Source organism: Dyella sp. BiH032 (genome assembly GCF_031954525.1).
In the GTDB taxonomy this organism is placed as follows: Bacteria; Pseudomonadota; Gammaproteobacteria; order Xanthomonadales; family Rhodanobacteraceae; genus Dyella_D.
Genome location: NZ_CP134867.1, coordinates 1139996 through 1159302 on the forward strand (window position 1 = coordinate 1139996; position 19307 = coordinate 1159302).

Below are 19307 nucleotides of genomic sequence, written 5' to 3' on the forward strand. Positions count from 1 at the left end.
TGGATCCATGAAAGTCTGCATGGCTCGGGTCCCCTGTAGCTTCGAATTACTTGTCACCGGATGGCGCTGCCGACGGCCCGGGAGCACCGGCGGCGGGTTGCGACACCGGAGCGGCATCCATCGGGGCCTGGCTGGCCGACTGCACGAGGATGCGCCGGTCGTCCGCGCTGACGTGGACGCCTTGCGCCGCGTAGATCGAGTTCAGTTCGGCCGTGGCCGACTGGATGTCGGTGGTGCTGATCTGCGTGACCGGCTTGAACAGGGTGTAGTCGGAGGGCAGTTCGTAGGAGAGCTGCACGCCCGAGTCCTTCGCCCAGCGCGTCAGCATCGTCTTGAGCGTGCCGTCCATCGGCGCGGCGTAGAAGGTGTAGTTCTTGGCCAGCGGTATCTCCGTTGGCGCGTCCTGGAAACGATTGACAGGCTTCCAGCGACCGCCGAAGTCCTTGGCCGGCGGCGTGCCGCATCCAGCTAGCACCAGGGTGGCGACCAGCGAGGTGCCCATCAGGGCCCGTTTGAAGAAATCCTTTTTCACGTCGTACCCACAAGTTGTATGGAGAGCGGCCGATATCGGAGCGGAGGTCCGTTTCCCGGGCATGACACGGACCCGCGGAACGGACACGCCAATGCGCCGGCGTCAGCCGGAGGCGTCGGAGTTCAGAGCAAGAGAAGAGGCGTCGGTGCGCGGGAACGCGCCGGTGTCCCCGAAGGGCCGGTGCGGAGGATGGCGGTGGACCCGCTTTTTTTCCCCTGTCGCGCTATCGCGAGGGCGGGCGACGCTGGCGCCCGCAAAGTGATGTGCATCGATTCCATTCAGACTCCCTGTCTAGTCTGGCTTCTTGCGACCGTCCCTAAAACCTTTGCCGTGGGCGGTTTTTGTGCGGCAAGCACCTGTACTTCCAGTAAACCGCACATGAATCGTCGGGGGCCAGACCCCGCGCGACAGATTGTGACGCAGTGCGCCTAAATTTGCCAACGTTGTGTGTAGGTATGCCTTTTGCTATGTGTTTGAAACGCTGTCGCAAACATGTAGCAAAACAGCAGCTTGCGTTTAGACGTCTAAACGGGTGGTCGGTGCGATACGCATGGAAACCGTGGCGTCAGCTCGCCTCGAACGCGTTGCGCAGCCAGGTCATCCGGGCGGCGTCGGCGGGCCCGTCATAGCAGACCACGTCGAACCTGCAGGGCCGTTGGGCATGCTGGGGATGGGCGGAGAGCCAGAGATGAGCGGCGCTGACCAGCTTGGCCTGCTTGGTCGGGGTCACCGAGCTTGCCGCGTCGCCGTGGAGAGCTCGCATCCGGTGCCGTACTTCCACGAACACCACGGTGTCGCCGTGGCGCATGACCAGATCGAGTTCGCCGTGGCGCGTATGGAAATTGCGCGCGAGCAACATAAGCCCTGCCTGCCGCAGGGCGTTACAGGCGCGCTCTTCGAACAGGGCACCGGCTGCCCGCATCAGCCCTGGCCCGGCTCACCCGCGGCAGGCGGCGCCTGTGCTGGCGCGCTGTCCATCTGCAGGCTGCCGCTGAGCGGGTGAGCCACGCCATCCTGGAACTTTGCCCACACCAGCACGCGCCGCACGCGCCCGAATTGGTCGGCGGTTAGCTGGCCGCTGGCGCCGGGCAAGTAGCTGCCCGTGTGCTCGCGCAGCCAGTCGACGTAGGGAACGAGGTTCCATGCGTCCATGCCGAACGCGAACAGGCGGGCGGCGGGACCGCGTGCGGTGGGGAGCTGGGCGGCGATTTCGCCATGCTCGGGCAGGCCCGGCTGGGCGTCGAACAGCCACGGAGCGTCGCAGAACTCGAGGCCTTCCAGGTCGTGGTTGGCACCGGCGTCGTCGACACCTGCGTACACGTGCGACGTGGCGAACACCGGCAGGTTCACGCGCGCCAGCCGCAGTTGCGGCACGAGCAGGCGTGCCTGCTGCGGACGCATGCTGATGAAGACGCCCGCATCCGGGCCCGCGTCGGCCGCATTCAAGCCCGCGATGAGCGAGGCGTAGTTGACGCTGCTGCCATTGAGCGTGGCCATGCCGGCGACCTTGCCGCCGCGGGCTTCCAGCTCCGCCTTGAAAGCGTTGGCGGCGCGCTGCCCGAAATCCTCGCCGCTGACGACCACATAGGCGACGTGCAGGCCGCGCTCGACCATGTGGTCGGCGGCCTGGGCTCCCTCAGTTTCGGGCAGCAGACCGAATTCCGCGACGCCGTTGGCCGGCAGGCTCTTGTCGTCGGGATGATTGAGCGCGAGGAGGGGAACCGGCAATTGAGCCTGGCCGAACAGAGCGGCAACCTCGCCGCGCGTCAGCGGCCCGACGACCAGCTTCGCGCCGTCGCTGACCGCCTGCTGGTACGCCTTGACCGCCCCGGCGGCGGTGCCGCCGCTGTCGTAGACCTTCACCGGCGGGCGCGGCGCGCGGTTGCGGGCCGCGTCGGCGTAGGCGGCGAAGAACCCTTCGCGGATGGCCATGCCGGCGGCGGCGAAGCTGCCGCTCGCCGGCAGCAGGAGTGCGACGCGTTCGGGCATCTTGTAGCCCTCGCGCACGTTGGCATCCTGCCCCGGCATCATGGTGCCGACCTGCTGTTCGAGCGCCGGTTGCGGCCGGGCCACCGCCACGCCTAGCTGACTCAAGGCCTCGTTGATCCACGGCAGCATGCGGTCGCCTTGCTGCATGGCGGAGGCGCGCTGCTTCAGCGGATCGACGCCCAGTTTGGTGAGTTGGGCGAGGATCTGCTTGCGATTCTGCGACTGGTCCAGGCCCGTCAGCCGGTCGTCCATCTCCACGCGGCTGCGCGCGGCGCCCCAGGTATCGCCCGTGGCGTCCATCGCCTTCGCGCGAAGCTCCAGCAGGCGCAGTTGCAGGCCGGCGGGTACGGCGACGCCGGGTTGCGTGACCAGCTGCAGCGCGCGGTGCGCGTCGTTCTGCTTGAGGGCGTATTCGGCCTGGAGCAGATCCAGGCGGACCGGTTCGTCCCCGGCCAGGCGCTGGCGCTTGATAGCGGAAAGGAACGGGGCGGCCTGTTCCAGTCGGCCTTCCTGGCGATAAGCCTCGGCGGCCAGCAGGCGGTAATGATCGGCATATGCCGGCGAGCTTTGCGCGAGAGCCAGGTAGGCTTGCGCGGCCTGGTCGAAGCGGCCATCACGCGCCATCGCGGCGGCGTTTTCCTCGGCGGAGACTTCGGCCGGAGTGCGCGTCACGCTCGGCGGTACGCAGCCGCTGAGCGCCAGCGAGATCATCAGGCCAAAGCCTGTGGCGCGAATCAGGCGCATGGGGACGTCCTTGGATCTGTCTGCACGGTAAGCAATTGGGCGATCATAGCCGATCGTATCGCTGGCCCATGTTCGAGGAACGCCGCCCATGTCTCACGTTCAACCCGGCTGCCTCTGGGTGGTCGCCACGCCGATCGGCCATCGCGACGATATCTCGGCGCGCGCTATCGCGATCCTGCGCTCGGTGGACGTGATTGCTTGCGAGGACACGCGGCACAGCCGCCCGCTGTTGATGCATCACAATATAGGCGCGCCGCTGACGGCATTGCATGAGCACAACGAGCGCGAGGCCGTGGAGGCTCTCGTGCGAAGGCTGCTGGAAGGGCAATCGGTGGCATTGATCTCCGACGCGGGGACGCCGCTGGTCAGCGATCCGGGTTTCCGGCTGGTGCGGGCGGCGCGTGCCGCGGGTGTGCGCTGCGCGCCGGTGCCGGGCGCATGCGCCGCGATCGCCGCGTTGTCGGTGGCCGGGTTGCCGAGCGATCGGTTCGTCTTCGAGGGGTTTCTTCCGCCCAAGGCCGCGGCGCGGCGAGCGCGCCTGCAAGAGCTTGCGGAAGACGGCCGCACACTCATCTTTTATGAGTCCTCGCATCGCGTCGCCGAGAGCCTGGCCGATATGCGCGATGTGTTCGGAGCGGAACGCGAGGCGGTGCTGGCCAGGGAATTGACCAAGCTGTTCGAGACCGTGCTCGGCGAGCCGCTGGCGGCGCTGGCCTCGCGCGTGGCGCAGGATCCGGACCAGCAGCGCGGCGAGTGCGTGATCCTGGTCCATGGGCGTACGGACCAGGCCGATGCGCGCGTCGCGGAAGGGCGGCGGATTTTCGCCATCCTGCGCGAGGAATTGCCGCCGACAAAAGCGGCCAAGCTCGCCGCTTCGATCACGGGGGCGCCGCGCAGGGCGCTCTACGAGGGCAACGAATAACGCGACGAAGCCTGGGCTTTCCGTTCGGAGCGTCCCTGGTCGGCTACAATGCGTCGCGGAGTCGGCCGGACAGTCGCGAGGCGCGCGAGCGCTTCGAGGAAAGTCCGGGCTCCATAGGGCAGGGTGCCAGGTAACGCCTGGGCGGCGCGAGCCGACGGAAAGTGCAACAGAGAACAAACCGCCGAACGGCATCCCCGGATGCGCGTGGTAAGGGTGAAACGGTGCGGTAAGAGCGCACCGCGCGCGGGGCCAACGCCGCGTGGCACGGCAAACCCCACTCGGAGCAAGACCAAATAGGGGAACGGTAACGCGGCCCGCGTTGTTCCCGGGTAGGTTGCTGGAGCCTGGCGGCGACGCCAGGCCGAGAGGAATGACTGTCGCGCCGCAAGGCGTACAGAACCCGGCTTACAGGCCGACTCCGCACCTTTCTTCCTTCCGTCGTGCCGGCTCGGGCGGTCATTTCGCCTGGCCGGTCGTCGGATTCTTCGAATGGACTCGTCGCATGAATGGCGATTCATGCGGCGCCTGCGCGCGCCGGTTCGCCGAGTGCGAAATGGTTCGCAAGTTTTTCAAAAAAATCCCAGCCATTCAAATACCTCTGGGTGTTTCCTGAGAAAAGGCTGGAATTACTGCCACACCTCCGCCTTTCTCATTGATTCACAAGCAAAATTCCCTTGACAGTCTCAGGGGGCGAGACTATCGTGGGTTCCCGTGTGAAATCGTGGGAATTCGTGGGAGTCTCCTGAGCCGTGTTCCAGGGCGAAACCGCCATCACCGTCGACGACAAGGGCCGCCTGGCCATCCCGACCGCGTATCGGGAACAGGTGGCGGACGAGTGCGGGAATCGCCTGGTGGTCACCTACAACCCCTTCGAGCCGGGCTGCCTGTGGCTGTTCCCGTACGCCGAGTGGGAACAGGTGCGCGATCAGGTCAACGCGTTGCCCAAGGTCAAGGCGGCCCACCGCGACATGCAGATGAAGCTGGTGGGTGCCGCGGCCATGGTCGAGCCGGATTCCGCCGCGCGCATCCTGCTGCCGGCGAGCCAGCGCGCGGCGGCGGGCATCGAGAAGAAGGCGGTGCTGCTGGGCATGGGCAACAAGTTCGAGCTTTGGAGCGAGCAGGCCCACCTGGCCAAGATCCGCCAGACCATCGGCGAAGACGACATCACTGACGAAATGGCTGACCTGCGCCTGTAACCGGCAACGGTCACGGCGGAGCGCGGAAGACGGGACGGGAGCGGGAGTGCGGCATGGCCGAGCAAGTGTTGCGGCACATCCCGGTGATGCTGGGTGAAGCAGTGGAGGGTCTCGTCGTGCGGGCTGGCGGGCGTTATCTGGATGGCACTTTCGGACGCGGCGGTCACGCCCGCGCGGTGCTGTCGCGCCTGGGGCCCGATGGCCAGCTGCTGCTGATGGATCGCGATCCGACCGCCATCGCTACGGCCCAGGCCGAATTCGGCGCCGACCCGCGCGTCTCGATCCGCCACGCCAATTTCTCCTCGCTCGCCGAATGGGACGAGACCGCTGCCGGCCTCGACGGCGTGCTGCTCGACCTGGGCGTTTCCTCGCCTCAGCTGGACGAAGCCGCCCGCGGCTTCAGCTTCATGGCCGACGCGTCGCTGGACATGCGCATGGACCCCACGCAGGGCGAAAGCGCGGCGGACTTTCTTGCCCGCGCCGACGAGCGCGAGATCGCCGACGTGCTGTGGACTTATGGCGAAGAGCGCTTCAGCCGCAAGATCGCCCGCGCCATCGTCGAGCGCCGTACCGAGCAGCCGATCACCCGTACCGGCGATCTGGCGGCACTGATCGAACGCGTGGTTGGTCGCCGCGAGCCCGGCAAGCATCCGGCCACGCGCAGCTTCCAAGCCCTGCGCATCCAGGTGAACGGCGAGCTGGATTCCCTGAAGCGCGGCCTGGACTCTGCCCTGGATCGCCTCAACGTGGGCGGCCGTCTCTCCATCATCAGCTTCCATTCGTTGGAAGACCGCGTGGTCAAACTCTTCATCCGCGACCATTCGGGGCGCGTACAGGGGAGTCGCCGCGGTCCGCCGGTGGCCGCCGCGCCCGCGCGTCTGGCGGCGGTAGGCAAGGCGCAGTTTCCGTCCGAGGCCGAGCTGGCCGCCAACCCGCGCGCCCGTTCCGCGGTGCTGCGCGTGGCGGAGAAGCTCGCATGAGGGTCCTCGGCGTCCTCTGCCTCCTGCTCCTGCTCGGCGCCGTGCTGGCGAGCGCAGTGGGCGTGGTGTGGACGCGCCACGAGAGCCGCGTGCTGTTCGTCGAGCTGAGTCGTCTGCAGAACCAGCGCGACGACCTGAACATCGAGTACGGCAAGCTGGAACTGGAGCAGGCCACCTGGGCCGAGCCGCGCCGCGTGGACAGCGAGGCGCGCCAGAAGCTGGGCATGGTGAATCCGAAGCCGCAGGACATCCAGCTGGTGCGCCGATGAACATGCGCCCCCGCTTCCCCACCCAGCCCACCGCCCGACGTCGTCAAGGCGGCCCCAGCGCCCGCCGCCGCATGGTGGTGGTCGTGGCCGTGCTGTCGTTGGCGTCGCTCGGGCTGGTGGCGCGCGCGTTCGACCTGCAGGTCGTGCGCAAGGAGTTCTACCAGAGCCAGGGCGATGCGCGCTTCCTGCGCGAGGTGCCGATCGCGGTGTCGCGCGGGACGATCTTCGATCGCAATGGCGAGCCGCTGGCGGTGTCCACGCCGGTGATGTCGATCTGGGCCAACCCGTCCGAGGTGCTGGAGAACGAAGACCGCCTTCCGCAGCTGGCCAAGGCCATCGGCATGGATGCGGGCGAACTCAAGCAGTACCTGATGCAGCGCTCCGAGCGCGAATTCGTGTACCTGCGCCGCCAGATGCGGCCGGACGTAGCGCAGGCCGTGCTCGACCTGGGCATCCCGGGCGTCAACGGCCAGCGCGAATATCGCCGCTACTACCCGTCGGGCGAGGTGACCTCGCACATCCTGGGTTTCACCAATATCGACGACCACGGCCAGGAAGGCCTGGAATTGGCGTTCGACGATTGGCTCGCCGGCAAGCCCGGCGCCAAGCGCGTGATTCGCGACCGCATGGGCCATGTCGTGGAGGACGTGGAGCAGGTGCGCGCGCCGCAGCCGGGCCGCAACCTCACGCTGAGCATCGACCGGCGCATCCAGTTCCTCGCCTACAACGAGCTGAAGAACACGCTGGAGCAGTCTCAGGCCGATTCCGGCTCGATGGTGATCCTCGACGTCACCACCGGGGAGGTCCTGGCGATGGTCAACCTGCCCACCTACAACCCGAACGCCCTGCGCAGCAGCACGCCGTCGCAGCGGCGCAACCGTGCCATGACCGACGTGGTGGAGCCGGGTTCGACCATCAAGCCGGTCGTCATGGCCGCGGCCCTGTCCAGCGGCAAATACACCCCGAACGGCCCGATGGTGGACACCGGCAACGGCCACTTCTATTACATGACCCACGACATCCGCGACACGCACGCCTACGGCATGCTGTCGCCCACGGGGGTGATCCAGAAATCCAGCAACATCGGCGCCGCCAAGATCGCGATGACGCTGGATACCGGTCTCCTCTACGACACGTACCGCGCGTTCGGCTTCGGCAACAGCACCAACAGCGGCTTTCCGGGCGAGGCCTCCGGCTACCTGAAGGTCGGCCGCGACTGGCGTCCGCTGGAAAAGGCGATCATGGCCTATGGCTATGGCCTGAACGTCACCGCTCTTCAGCTGGCCAACGCCTACGCCACCATCGGCGACGGCGGGCTGATGCACGAGCCTTCGTTCGTGAAAGGGGCCGCGGGCGAGACCAAGCAGATCATCGCGCCGGAAATCGCGCGCAAGCTCGTGACGATGCTGGAATCCACTACGCAGCCCGGCGGTACGGCAGCGCCCTACGCGTGGATCGCCAACTACGCGGTGGCGGGCAAGACCGGTACGGCGCATAAGGCTCAGGCTGGCGGCTACGCCAAGAACAACTACAGCGCCGCCTTCGCCGGCATCGTGCCGGCGAGCAATCCGCGCCTGGCCGCGGTGGTGGTGATCGACGATCCGAAAAAGGGCAGCTACTACGGCGGCCTGGTGTCCGCGCCGGTATTCGCCAAGGTGATGGATGGCGCGCTGCGCCTGCTGGACGTGCCCCCCGACAACATCGGGCGCTGGTATGTCGGCGGTCCGTTGCAGGGCAACAACGGGCTGGTCGGCAGCAAGCCGCCGGACGCGCCGGTGGTCGAGGACGCGCCGGTCGAAGGAGCGACCCCATGAGCCTGCGCCTGGATCAGCTTCTCCAAGGTATCGCCGACGCCCCGGGTGCCGGCGATATCATCGTTTCGGGCCTGTCGCTCGATTCGCGCCGCGTGCGCGCCGGCGACGCCTTCTTCGCCCTGCGCGGGACCCGCGGCCACGGCATCGAATTCGCCGCCGGCGCGGTCGAGCGCGGCGCGCGCGTGGTGCTGGCGGAAGCGCCGGCCGGCGAGGCGCCGCCGCTCGGCGTTCCGGTGATCTGGATCGATCATCTGCACGCGCAGGTCGGCGAAATCGCCTCGCGTTTCTACGGTCGCCCGTCGGAGGCGCTGCACGTCGTCGGCGTCACCGGGACCAATGGCAAGACCTCCACCGTGCAATTGATGGCGCAGGCACTGCATCACCTTGGGCACCGTTCGGCCACCATCGGCACGCTCGGCGCGGGCTTGCACGGCCAAGTCGAGGAGGGCGAGCGCACCACGCCCGACGCCATCCACGTGCAGGAGTTGCTGGCCTCGTTCCGTGCTCAGGGGGCGACGCACGTCGCGATGGAAGTGTCCTCGCATGCGCTCGAACAGGGGCGTGTCGGCGCCGTCGCGTTCGGTACCGCGGTATTCACCAACCTCACCCGCGACCATCTCGACTACCACGGCAGCATGGAGGCCTATGGCAATGCCAAGGCCAAGCTGTTCGCGTGGCCGACGCTGACGCACGCGGTCATCAACGTCGACGACGCCTTCGGCCGGGAGCTGCTCGGGCGTACGCCGGAGCGGGTCCGCAAATTGCGCGTGAGCGCCGCGGGCGACCTGGCGTCGGACATCCGCGCGGGCAACATCCTCACCTCCGCCGAGGGGCTGCGCTTCGACTTGCACACGCCGTGGGGTTCGCGCCCGGTACAGACTCATCTGATCGGCCGCTTCAATGTCGACAACCTGCTCGCCGTCGTGGCGGTGCTGGGCGCGCTGGGTGAATCCTTCGACCGGATCGTCGACGCGGTAGCCGCGCTGCATCCCGTGAACGGGCGCATGAGCCGGCTCGGCGGCCATCACGGCCAGCCGCTGGTGGTGGTCGACTATGCACACACGCCCGACGCGCTGGAGCAGTCGCTGCATGCCGTGCGCGCGCACTGCGACGGCCGGTTGATCTGCGTCTTCGGCTGCGGCGGCGAGCGCGACGCGGGCAAGCGCCCATTGATGGGCGCGATCGCCGAACGGTTGGCCGACGTCGCCATCGTCACCGACGACAATCCTCGCGGCGAGGACGGCGACGCCATCGTGGCGCAGATCATGACGGGCTTTAGCCGCCCGGATCATGCCGTGATCCAGCGCGATCGCGCCCTGGCAATCGCCGAGGCATTGCGGATCGCCAAGCCGGGCGATGTGGTGCTGATCGCCGGCAAGGGCCACGAAACTTACCAGGAGGGCGCTTCCGGCAAGCGCCCGTTCGATGATCTTGCAGTCGCTCGTGCAGCGCTGGAGGTGCATGCATGATGCGTTTGACCGCCATTGCCCTGTGGACCCGCGGGGATCTTCATGGCGCCGACGTCGAGGTCGCGGGGGTCGGCATCGACACGCGCAAGTTGAAGGCGGGCGATCTGTTCGTCGCGCTCAAGGGCGAGCGCGTCGACGGCCACGATTTCCTCGTGCAGGCCGCCGCCAATGGAGCCATTGCGGCGCTGGTCGAGCGCAAGGTGGACGCGCCCATCCCGCAGGTCGTGGTCAACGATACGCAGCTGGCGCTGGGCGACTTGGCCAGCGCGGTGCGTGCGCAGAGCAACGTGCGGGTGGTCGGCATCACCGGCTCCAACGGCAAGACCACCGTCAAGACACTGGCTGCCTCGATCCTGTCGCGCCATGGCCGCACGCACGTCAACGCCGGCAACTACAACAACGAGCTCGGCCTGCCGCTGACCCTGCTGGCGATGCCGCAGGACGCGGAGTACGCGGTGCTCGAGATGGGCGCGGGCAAACCGGGCGATATCGCCTACCTGGCGGGCATCGCGCGCCCGGACATCGGTCTGGTCAACACCATCGCGCCCGCGCATCTGGAGCGCATGGGCAGCGTCGAGGGTGTAGCCGAGACCAAGGGCGCGCTGTACCAGGCGCTGCCGGTGGACGGCGTGGCGGTGATCAACGCCGACGACGCGTTCGCCAGCTTCTTCGCCGGCCTGGCTGCCGGACGGCACCAGCTTCGCTTCGGCCTGGAGCACAAGGCCGATATCGGCGCGGACATCGTCGAACTGGGCGTGGACGGCTCGCGTTTCGTGCTGAGCACGCCGGTCGGCGATGCCGAGGTGGACCTGCCGCTGGCCGGCCGCCACAACGTCGCCAACGCGCTGGCCGCGGCCTCGATCGCGCTCGCGCTCGAGGTGCCGCTCGAGACGATCGTCGAAGGGCTGGAGCAGGTTCCCGGTGTCGCCGGCCGTTTGAAGCTGGAGCGCATGCCGGGGGGCTGGACGCTGATCGACGACAGCTACAACGCCAACCCGGGGTCGGTCGGGGCGGCCATCGACACGCTGGCCCTGGCGCCTCACGGCGACGGGCACGAGCGCTGGCTGGTGCTGGGCGACATGGCTGAGCTGGGCCCAGGCGCCAAGGACCTGCATGCGGGAATCGGCAAGCGCGCGAAGGAGCGTGGGATCGATCGCCTGTTCGCGGTGGGCCCGCTGAGCGCCGCCACCGTCGCGGCGTTCGGCGCGCAAGGCGAGCATCACCCGGACAAGGCGGCGCTGGTGGCGTCCTTGAAGAAACACCTACACGGTGGCGTCACCTGCCTGGTCAAGGGCTCGCGCTCGGCGGGCATGGAACAGGTGGTCGCCGCGCTTCGCAACGACCGGCCGGAGGAGGGCGCATTCCATGCTGCTTGAACTCGCAGATTGGATGGCGCGCCACTTCACGGCGCTGCATCTGTTTCAGTACATCACCTTCCGCACCATCATGGCCGCGCTGACCGCGCTCTCCATGTCGCTGCTGTTCGGCCCTGCGCTGATCCGCAAGCTGGCGGCGCTGAAGGCCGGCCAGGTGGTACGCAAGGACGGCCCGCAGACCCATCTTTCCAAGGCGGGTACGCCCACCATGGGCGGGGTGATGATCCTGCTGGCCGTGGCCATCGCCACCCTGCTGTGGGCCGATCTGCACAATCGCTATGTGTGGGTGGTGCTGGCGGTGCTGCTCAGCTTCGGCGTAATCGGCTTCTATGACGACTACAAAAAGCTGGTGCTGAAGGACAGCCGCGGCCTGGCCTCGCGCTGGAAGTACTTCTGGCAGTCCGTGTTCGGTCTGATCGCCGCGCTGTTTCTGTACTTCACCGCGCCGACCACGCCGCCGCCATGCGTGAAGCTGGTGCCGGCGGTGGTGCAACACGTCGAGACGGCGACGTCCACGCTGGGTAGCCACCTGACCACCGAGCCGCCGGCCACCACGCCGGTGTGCGCGAAGGAAGTGGCCGAAACCGCGCTCTTCGTCCCGCTGTTCAAGCAGGTGGCGGTGCCGCTGGGCCTGTTCTTCGTGATACTGACCTATTTCATGATCGTCGGCTTCTCCAACGCGGTGAATCTCACCGACGGCCTGGATGGCCTGGCGATCATGCCGACCGTGCTCGTATCGGGCGCACTCGGCGTCTTCGCCTATCTGGCGGGCAACCGGGTGTTCTCCGAATACCTCGGCATACCGTCGATACCTGGCGCGGGCGAGCTGGCGATCTTCTGCGGCGCGCTGTCCGGTGCGGGCCTCGGATTTCTATGGTTCAACACCTACCCCGCCCAGGTGTTCATGGGTGACGTCGGCGCGCTGGCGATCGGCGCGGCACTCGCCACGATCGCGGTGATCGTCCGCCAGGAAATCGTGCTGCTGATCATGGGCGGCGTGTTCGTGATGGAAACCGTGTCGGTGATGCTGCAGGTGGCCAGTTTCAAGCTCACCGGCAAGCGCATTTTCCGCATGGCGCCGATTCACCATCATTTCGAACTGAAGGGTTGGCCCGAGCCTCGGGTGATCGTGCGTTTCTGGATCATCAGCGTCGTGCTGGTGCTGATCGGCCTTGCCACGTTGAAGGTGCGCTGATGCTGTTCGACGCCACCCAGGCCAAACGACGACAGGGACCGCGGGGCAGTTTCGACCTGCCGCTGCTGATCGCGCTCGTCGGCCTGGCGTGTGTGGGACTGGTGATGATCACCTCCAGCTCCATCGCCGTGGCGGACAGCCAGCATCTGGGTGCGTTCTACTTCCTCAAGAAGCACCTGATGTTCCTGGGCATGGGCCTGGTGCTGGCCGGCGTGGCGATGCGCACCGAGCTGAAGGTGCTGGAGAAGAACGCCTTCCTGCTGATGCTGGTGGCTTTCATCCTGCTGCTGGCCGTGTTCCTGCCGTTCATCGGCATGCGCTTGAACGGCGCGCGCCGCTGGTTGAACCTGATCGTCACGAGTTTCCAGCCCGTGGAGGCCGTGAAGCTGATTCTGGTCGTCTACATCGCCAGCTATCTGGTGCGGCATCGCGAGAGCGTGGAGACGCGCTTCCTGGGGCTGCTCAAGCCGATCATGGTGGCCGGCATCATGGTGCTGCTGCTGCTGGCGCAGCCGGACTTCGGCTCCGCGACGCTGGTCATCGCGGTGACCATCGCGATGGTCTGGCTGGGCGGCGCGCGGCCGATCTTCCTGTTCGGCATGGGCCTTCCGCTGATGCCGCTGCTGGCGATCGCCGCCACCAGCGAGAGCTATCGCATGAAGCGCCTGACCTCGTTCATGGATCCCTGGAAGGATCCCTTCAACGATGGCTTCCAGCTGACCCAGTCGCTGATGGCGATCGGCCGCGGCGAGTGGACCGGGGTGGGGTTGGGTTCCAGCGTGCTGAAGCTCTCTTACCTGCCCGAGGCGCACACCGACTTCATCTTCGCGGTGATCTCCGAGGAACTCGGCTTGGCCGGCATCCTGGGCGTGATGTGCCTGTTCGCGCTCGCCGTCGGCCGCGGCCTGTACCTCGGCCTGAAGGGCGTGGAGCTGGGCCAGCGTTTTGCTGGCTACGTGGCGTTCGGCATCTCGCTGATGATCGGCCTGCAGACCATGGTGTCGATCGGCGTGAACCTCGGCGCGCTGCCCACCAAGGGGCTGACCCTGCCGCTGATCAGTTACGGCGGCTCGTCCATGGTGCTCACCTGCGCGATGGCGGGCGTGCTGCTGCGAGCCACTTACGAGATCAACCGCGCCATGGATGCGCGCCAGATGGCGACGCGCATGCCGGCCATGGCCGTGGCCGACGCGAATGCGGCTGCCGGCGCGCGCGAACGCGAGGCGGTGACCGCATGAGCTCGGCACAGGCTCCCGTGCTGATCATGGCCGGCGGTACCGGCGGCCACATCTTCCCCGGCCTGGCCGTGGCCGAGACGCTGCGCGCGCAGGGCGTGCCGGTGGTGTGGCTGGGCGCCGATGGCGGCATGGAAACCAAGGTCGTGCCGGCGCACGGCGTGCCGTTGCGTACCGTGCCGGTGGGCGGGCTGCGCGGCAAGGGCATCAAGACGCGGCTGATGGCTCCGCTCATGCTGGCGCGCGCGCTGTTCGCTTCGCTGCGGGTCGTCAGTTCGGTGAAGCCGCGCAGCGTGTTGTCGATGGGCGGCTACGTGGCCGGTCCCGGCGGCATCGCGGCGTGGCTGCTGCGCAAGCCATTGCTGGTGCACGAGCAGAATCGCGTCGCCGGGTTCACCAACCGCAAGCTGGCTGCGCATGCGCGCCGCGTTCTCGCCGGTTTCAGCGACGCGATGCCGGGCGCCGAGTGGGTGGGCAATCCGGTGCGCGAAACGATCGCCGCCTTGCCGGCGCCTTCCGTCCGCATGGCCGATCGTGCGGGCAGCGCGCGCCTGCTGGTACTGGGCGGGAGCCTCGGGGCCCGCGCGCTCAATCTGGCGCTGCCGCAGGCCCTGGCTCAGCTACCGGCGGACCGGCGTCCGGAAGTGCTGCATCAGTGCGGCAGCCGCGGTCTCGACGAGGCGCGCGAGGCGTATGCGAAAGCCTGCGTCGATGCGCAGATCGTGCCATTCATCGAAGACATGGCCGGCGCTTATGCCTGGGCCGACCTCGCCGTGTGCCGCGCCGGCGCGCTGACCGTGGCCGAACTCACCGCCGCCGGTCTCGGCGCGGTGCTCCTGCCTTTTCCCCATGCGGTGGATGACCACCAGACCCGCAACGCCGAGGCCATGGTGGCCGCGGGTGCGGCCGAAGTCGTACAGGAACGTGATTTGGACGTACAGCAGTTTGCCCAGCGCCTGGATGCGCTGTTGAACGATCGCCCGCGCATGCGCGCCATGGCCGAGGCCGCACGCACGCTGGCCAAGCCCGATGCCGCGGCGGTGATCGCCCGTGCCTGCCTGGAGGTGCGCGCATGACGCCGCGTCGCCTGCTGGCCCATGAAGACCTCATGACCACCTTCCGCCGGGTGCATTTCATCGGCATCGGCGGCGTGGGCATGAGCGGTATCGCCGAAGTGCTGCACAACCTCGGTTATGCCGTGTCCGGCTCCGACAAGTCGAATTCGCCGACGGCGCAGCGCCTTGCCGGCCTGGGCATCGTGGTGCACGTCGGCCATGCCGCCGAGCACGTCGGCGACGCCGATGTGGTGGTCACCTCCAGTGCGATCCGCCAGGACAACCCGGAACTGGTCGCCGCCCGCGCGGCGCGCATTCCGGTCGTGCCGCGTGCGGAGATGCTGGGCGAACTGATGCGCTTCCGCCGAGGCATCGCCATCGCCGGTACGCATGGCAAGACCACGACGACCAGCCTCACCGCCAGCGTCCTGGCGGAGGCCAACTACGACCCGACTTTCGTCATCGGCGGCCAGCTCAATGCAGCCGGCGCCAATGCGCGATTGGGCACAGGCCAGTACCTGGTGGCGGAGGCCGACGAGTCGGACGGCTCCTTCCTGATGCTGTCGCCGGTGGTGGCCGCGGTCACCAATATCGATGCGGACCATCTGGAGAACTACCAGGGCGACTTTGCGCTGGTGAAGAAGGCGTTCGCGGATTTCCTGCACCGCCTGCCGTTCTACGGCCTCGCGGTGCTTTGCGTGGACGATCCCGAGGTCGCCGCACTGGCCAGGAGCACCACGCGCCGCGTGATGACCTACGGCATCGACGCACAGGATGCGGACGTGCGTGCCAGCAACCTGACCCAGCACGGTTTCGAGATGCACTTCGACCTGTGGCTGCCGGGCAGGAAGGATGCGTTGCATGTGAAGCTGAATCTGCCGGGACGCCACAACGTACTCAACGCACTGGCCGCCGCATCCATCGGCTGGCAGTTGGGCGTGGAAGCCGAAGCCATCGCACGCGCGCTGCAGAAGTTCGAGGGCGTGGGCCGGCGCTTCCATCGCCGCGGCGAAATCGCGCTGGATAAAGGCACCGCGCTCCTGGTGGACGACTATGGCCACCATCCGCGCGAGCTGGCGGCGGTATTTGCCGCGGCTCGCGGCGGTTGGCCGGATCGCCGCCTGGTGGTGGCTTTCCAGCCGCACCGCTATAGCCGTACCCGCGATTTGTTGGACGACTTCGCCAACGTGCTGAGCGATGTGGACGTGCTGGTGCTCACCGACATCTATCCGGCTGGCGAAGCGCCGATCGCTGGCGCGGACGGTCGTGCGCTTGCGCGCGCGGTGCGTGCGCGCGGCAAGGTCGATCCGGTGCTGGTCGATCATCCGCGCGAACTGAAGGAAACGCTGCCGGCGCTGCTGCGCGACGGCGACCTGTTGCTGTTGCTCGGCGCCGGCGACATCGGCGCGGCGGCGGTGGAGCTGGCGCTGGCCGGCAACCTGAGGACCAAGAAGTGACGAAGAACGACGTGTCCAAACCCATCGCCGATCCCGCACAGTTCGGCCGCGTCGCCGTCGTGATGGGCGGCAGCTCCGCGGAACGCGAGGTATCCCTCAATTCGGGCGATGGCGTGCTGAAGGCGTTGCGCGCGCGTGGCGTGGACGCAGAGGCCATCGATGGCATCCCGGCATTGCTGGATGCGGTTCGCGCCGGTCATTTCGCGCGCGTGTTCAACATTCTCCACGGCGGTGGTGGCGAGAACGGCGAGCTGCAGGGCGCGCTGCAGTCGTTGCGCGTCCCGTTCACCGGTTCCGGTGTACTCGGTTCGGCGCTGTCCTTGGACAAGATCCGCGCCAAGCTGGTGTGGCAGGCGCTCGGCCTGCCGACGCCTCGCTTCAAGGCGCTGCCGCCCGGCGCCGATGTGCATGCCGCGGCGCGCGAGATCGGGTTTCCGCTGGTGGTGAAGCCCGCCTGGGAGGGATCGAGCGTCGGCGTGACGCGGGTGTTCGACGAGCAAGACCTGGATGCCGCGGTGGAGCTGGCTCGCCGCTCTCCGGGCGACTTGCTCATGGAGACGCTGATCGAAGGCGACGCCAGCGAGGGCGGCGAGTTCACCGTCGGCATCCTGGGCCGCGACGTGCTGCCCACCATCAAGATCGTGCCGAAGGGCGAGTACTACGACTACAACGCCAAGTACATCGCCGAGGACACCCAATACCTGTGCCCCGGCCTGAGCGGCGACGCCGAGCGGGACATGCAGGCGCTGGCGCTCAAGGCCTTCGATGCGCTCGCCTGCAGCGGCTGGGGTCGTGTGGACATCATGCGCGACAAGCAGGGCCGCAACTGGTTGCTGGAGGTGAACACCGCCCCCGGCATGACTTCGCACTCGCTGGTGCCCAAGGCGGCGAAAGTGGTCGGGATCGACTACGAGACGCTGTGCTGGCGCGTGCTCGAGACGAGCTTCCGGGAGGGCGTGTGAGGGGAGCCATCCGCCTCGTTGCCTGGTGTCTCGCCATCGCGCTCGTGGCGCTGCCGATCGTCGGCGTGCTGCGCGGATGGTTCGCGGCCAATCGCTGGCCAGTGACCCAGCTGACGGTGCAGGCCGAGTTCAAGCATGTGGGCGCGGACGACATCCGCGCCGCCGTGCTGCCGCGTCTCGGCAAAGGTTTCTTCGCGCTGGACCTGGATGCAGTACAGAAGGCCGTGGCCGCGCTGCCGTGGGTGGAGTCGGTCGAGGCACGCAAGCGCTGGCCGGATACCCTGATCCTGCGCATCTACGAGCGCCAGCCGTTCGCACGCTGGAACGACAAGCAGCTGATCAGCCGCCAAGGCCTGGTGTTCGATGCGCCCGGTGCCGATGGCATCGACAACCTGCCCAATCTGCACGGGCCGGATGCGCGCCTGGCCGAGGTGGTGAGCTTCTATGCGGAAACGCAGAAGGCCTTCGGCAGCACGCGCCTGAAGATCACCGGCGTGTCGTTGAGCGAGCGCGGCAGCTGGAGCCTGACCACATCGACCGGCGCACAGATCGTGCTCGGCGACCGCGACCAGGCGGGACGCCGGCTGCGGCGTTTCCTGGACGTCTACCCGCAAATCATGGCGAACCGCCCCGAAGGCTTCGCCTACGCCGATCTTCGCTATACCAACGGATTCGCCGTGCGATGGCCGCCGTCGCAAGCGCCGGCCGCCGTCACCACCAAAGGCACGCCCAGCACATGAAAACCCGCAACGACAAGCAACTGGTCGTCGGCCTCGACATCGGCACCTCGAAAGTGGTGGCCATCGTGGGCGAGTACGAGCCGGGCGAGCCGATCGAAGTGATCGGCATCGGCACGCACGTGTCGCGCGGACTCAAGCGCGGCTCAGTGGTGGACATCGAGTCGACCGTGCACTCGATCCAGCGCGCCGTGGAAGAGGCCGAGCTGATGGCCGGCTGCGATATCCGCTCGGTCTATGCCTCGATCTCGGGAAGCCACCTGGAGACCAAGAATTCCCACGGCACCGCCGCGATCCGCGACCGCGAGGTCACGCCCGGCGATCTGGATCAGGTGCTGGAGGCTGCCAGCGCGGTGGCGATCCCGGCGGACCGCAAGGTTCTCTATAAGGAGTCGCAGGAATACCGCATCGATGGACAGGACGGCATCCGCTCGCCGGTAGGCATGAGCGGCGTGCGCCTGGAGGCCAGCGTGCATCTGGTGACGGGCGCGGCCGCGGCGGTGCAGAACATCAGCAAGTGCATCCAGCGCTGCGGCCTGACCGTGGACGAACTGGTGCCGTCCTCCGTGGCCAGCGCCAAGTCCGTGCTGACGGACGACGAGCGCGAGCTGGGCGTCTGCCTGGTGGACATCGGCGCCGGCACGACCGACATCGCCATCTATACGCAGGGTTCGATCCGCTACACCAAGTCACTGCCGGTGGGTGGCGACCAGGTGACTAATGACATTGCTTACGGCGTGCACACCCCGACTGCGCATGCGGAAGAGATCAAGATCAAGTACGCCTGCGCGCTGGCGCAGCTCGCGCATGCTGAGGAGACCATCCAGGTCCCCAGCGTGGGCGATCGCCCGCCGCGCCGGCTGGCGCGCCAGTCGCTCGCGCAGAGCGTGCAGGCGCGCTACGAGGAGATCTTCGAAATGGTGCAGGACGAGCTGCGCCGCTCCGGCTACGAGAGCCTGGTGGCGGCCGGCGTCGTGCTGACCGGTGGCGCCTCTCGCATGGAGGGCGCGCTGGAGCTGGCCGAAGAGATCTTCCACAAGATGGTGCGCATCGGCGTGCCGCAGCACGTCACCGGCCTCGGCGAGGTCGTCTCCAACCCGATGCATTCGACCGGCGTGGGCCTGCTGCTGCATGGCGCGCGTTCGGGCGGCATGCGTGGGGGCGGCGCTTCCGGCGGCAGCGTCGGCGGCTTGGTGGAGCGGCTGCGCGGCTGGCTGGCGAAGAACTTCTGACCGGGTGGGCCGAAAGGCCTTTCCGGTTGATGGATGGGTGGCGCAGGAGGCGCCGCCGCGGGTGACGGGAGGTCACCCACCACCCCGGGGTCGCAGGAGCGGCGCCCGGGGCTACAACGACAACGAAAGCTCTACGGAGGACG

General features: G+C 67.6%; 17 protein-coding genes and 1 other RNA gene. 15 read left to right on the top strand and 3 right to left on the bottom strand.

Going from position 1 to position 19307, the window contains the following annotated elements:
• Positions 1-46: 46 nt before the first annotated feature.
• The 3 genes from RKE25_RS05000 to RKE25_RS05010 form a co-directional block, all read right to left on the bottom strand.
• Positions 47-502, bottom strand: a complete 456-nt coding sequence (locus tag RKE25_RS05000; protein WP_311842333.1) for a hypothetical protein — start codon at positions 500-502, stop codon at positions 47-49.
• 595 nt (positions 503-1097) lie between these two features.
• The gene (locus tag RKE25_RS05005; RefSeq protein WP_311841160.1) at positions 1098-1454 is read right to left on the bottom strand and encodes a YraN family protein; all 357 of its coding nucleotides are present in this window, start codon (positions 1452-1454) and stop codon (positions 1098-1100) included.
• Complete coding sequence (locus RKE25_RS05010) at positions 1454-3265, bottom strand: penicillin-binding protein activator (protein ID WP_311841161.1); 1812 nt, start codon at positions 3263-3265, stop codon at positions 1454-1456. Before RKE25_RS05010 ends, RKE25_RS05005 begins: the two co-directional genes overlap by 1 nt.
• Before the next feature lie 88 nt (positions 3266-3353).
• On the opposite strand from RKE25_RS05010, the gene rsmI reads away from it, so the two are divergent.
• The 15 genes from rsmI to ftsA all read left to right on the top strand — a co-directional run bounded on the left by rsmI (position 3354) and on the right by ftsA (position 19164).
• The gene (gene rsmI, locus RKE25_RS05015; protein WP_311841162.1) at positions 3354-4187 is read left to right on the top strand and encodes a 16S rRNA (cytidine(1402)-2'-O)-methyltransferase; all 834 of its coding nucleotides are present in this window, start codon (positions 3354-3356) and stop codon (positions 4185-4187) included.
• A gap of 57 nt (positions 4188-4244) precedes the next feature.
• Positions 4245-4611, top strand: an RNA gene (gene rnpB, locus RKE25_RS05020) — RNase P RNA component class A.
• Between the two features lie 325 nt (positions 4612-4936).
• Entirely contained in the window at positions 4937-5383 is a 447-nt protein-coding gene (gene mraZ, locus RKE25_RS05025) for a division/cell wall cluster transcriptional repressor MraZ (protein ID WP_311841163.1), read from the top strand.
• Between the two features lie 53 nt (positions 5384-5436).
• Positions 5437-6363: a 16S rRNA (cytosine(1402)-N(4))-methyltransferase RsmH gene (gene rsmH, locus RKE25_RS05030; protein ID WP_311841164.1), complete on the top strand. Its 927-nt coding sequence runs from the start codon at positions 5437-5439 to the stop codon at positions 6361-6363.
• Entirely contained in the window at positions 6360-6632 is a 273-nt protein-coding gene (ftsL, locus tag RKE25_RS05035) for a cell division protein FtsL (protein WP_311841165.1), read from the top strand. Before rsmH ends, ftsL begins: the two co-directional genes overlap by 4 nt.
• Positions 6629-8446, top strand: a complete 1818-nt coding sequence (locus RKE25_RS05040; RefSeq protein WP_311841166.1) for a penicillin-binding transpeptidase domain-containing protein — start codon at positions 6629-6631, stop codon at positions 8444-8446. The genes ftsL and RKE25_RS05040 overlap by 4 nt, the downstream gene beginning before the upstream one ends.
• A complete protein-coding gene (locus RKE25_RS05045; RefSeq protein WP_311841167.1) occupies positions 8443-9915 on the top strand; it encodes a UDP-N-acetylmuramoyl-L-alanyl-D-glutamate--2,6-diaminopimelate ligase in 1473 nt (490 codons plus the stop codon). Before RKE25_RS05040 ends, RKE25_RS05045 begins: the two co-directional genes overlap by 4 nt.
• Positions 9912-11291: a UDP-N-acetylmuramoyl-tripeptide--D-alanyl-D-alanine ligase gene (murF, locus tag RKE25_RS05050; protein ID WP_311841168.1), complete on the top strand. Its 1380-nt coding sequence runs from the start codon at positions 9912-9914 to the stop codon at positions 11289-11291. Before RKE25_RS05045 ends, murF begins: the two co-directional genes overlap by 4 nt.
• Positions 11281-12486: a phospho-N-acetylmuramoyl-pentapeptide-transferase gene (gene mraY, locus RKE25_RS05055; protein ID WP_311841169.1), complete on the top strand. Its 1206-nt coding sequence runs from the start codon at positions 11281-11283 to the stop codon at positions 12484-12486. Before murF ends, mraY begins: the two co-directional genes overlap by 11 nt.
• On the top strand, positions 12486-13724 hold the full coding sequence (ftsW, locus tag RKE25_RS05060; RefSeq protein WP_311841170.1) for a putative lipid II flippase FtsW: 1239 nt from the start codon (positions 12486-12488) through the stop codon (positions 13722-13724). The genes mraY and ftsW overlap by 1 nt, the downstream gene beginning before the upstream one ends.
• Positions 13721-14797 (top strand): undecaprenyldiphospho-muramoylpentapeptide beta-N-acetylglucosaminyltransferase, encoded by a 1077-nt coding sequence (gene murG, locus RKE25_RS05065; RefSeq protein ID WP_311841171.1) that lies wholly within the window; start codon positions 13721-13723, stop codon positions 14795-14797. The genes ftsW and murG overlap by 4 nt, the downstream gene beginning before the upstream one ends.
• On the top strand, positions 14794-16233 hold the full coding sequence (gene murC, locus RKE25_RS05070) for a UDP-N-acetylmuramate--L-alanine ligase (protein WP_311841172.1): 1440 nt from the start codon (positions 14794-14796) through the stop codon (positions 16231-16233). Before murG ends, murC begins: the two co-directional genes overlap by 4 nt.
• Before the next feature lie 11 nt (positions 16234-16244).
• Positions 16245-17195, top strand: coding sequence for a D-alanine--D-alanine ligase (locus tag RKE25_RS05075; RefSeq protein ID WP_311842334.1), 951 nt, complete (start codon positions 16245-16247; stop codon positions 17193-17195).
• On the top strand, positions 17192-17935 hold the full coding sequence (locus tag RKE25_RS05080; RefSeq protein WP_311841173.1) for a cell division protein FtsQ/DivIB: 744 nt from the start codon (positions 17192-17194) through the stop codon (positions 17933-17935). The genes RKE25_RS05075 and RKE25_RS05080 overlap by 4 nt, the downstream gene beginning before the upstream one ends.
• On the top strand, positions 17932-19164 hold the full coding sequence (gene ftsA / locus RKE25_RS05085; RefSeq protein WP_311841174.1) for a cell division protein FtsA: 1233 nt from the start codon (positions 17932-17934) through the stop codon (positions 19162-19164). Before RKE25_RS05080 ends, ftsA begins: the two co-directional genes overlap by 4 nt.
• The last annotated feature ends 143 nt before the right edge of the window (positions 19165-19307 follow it).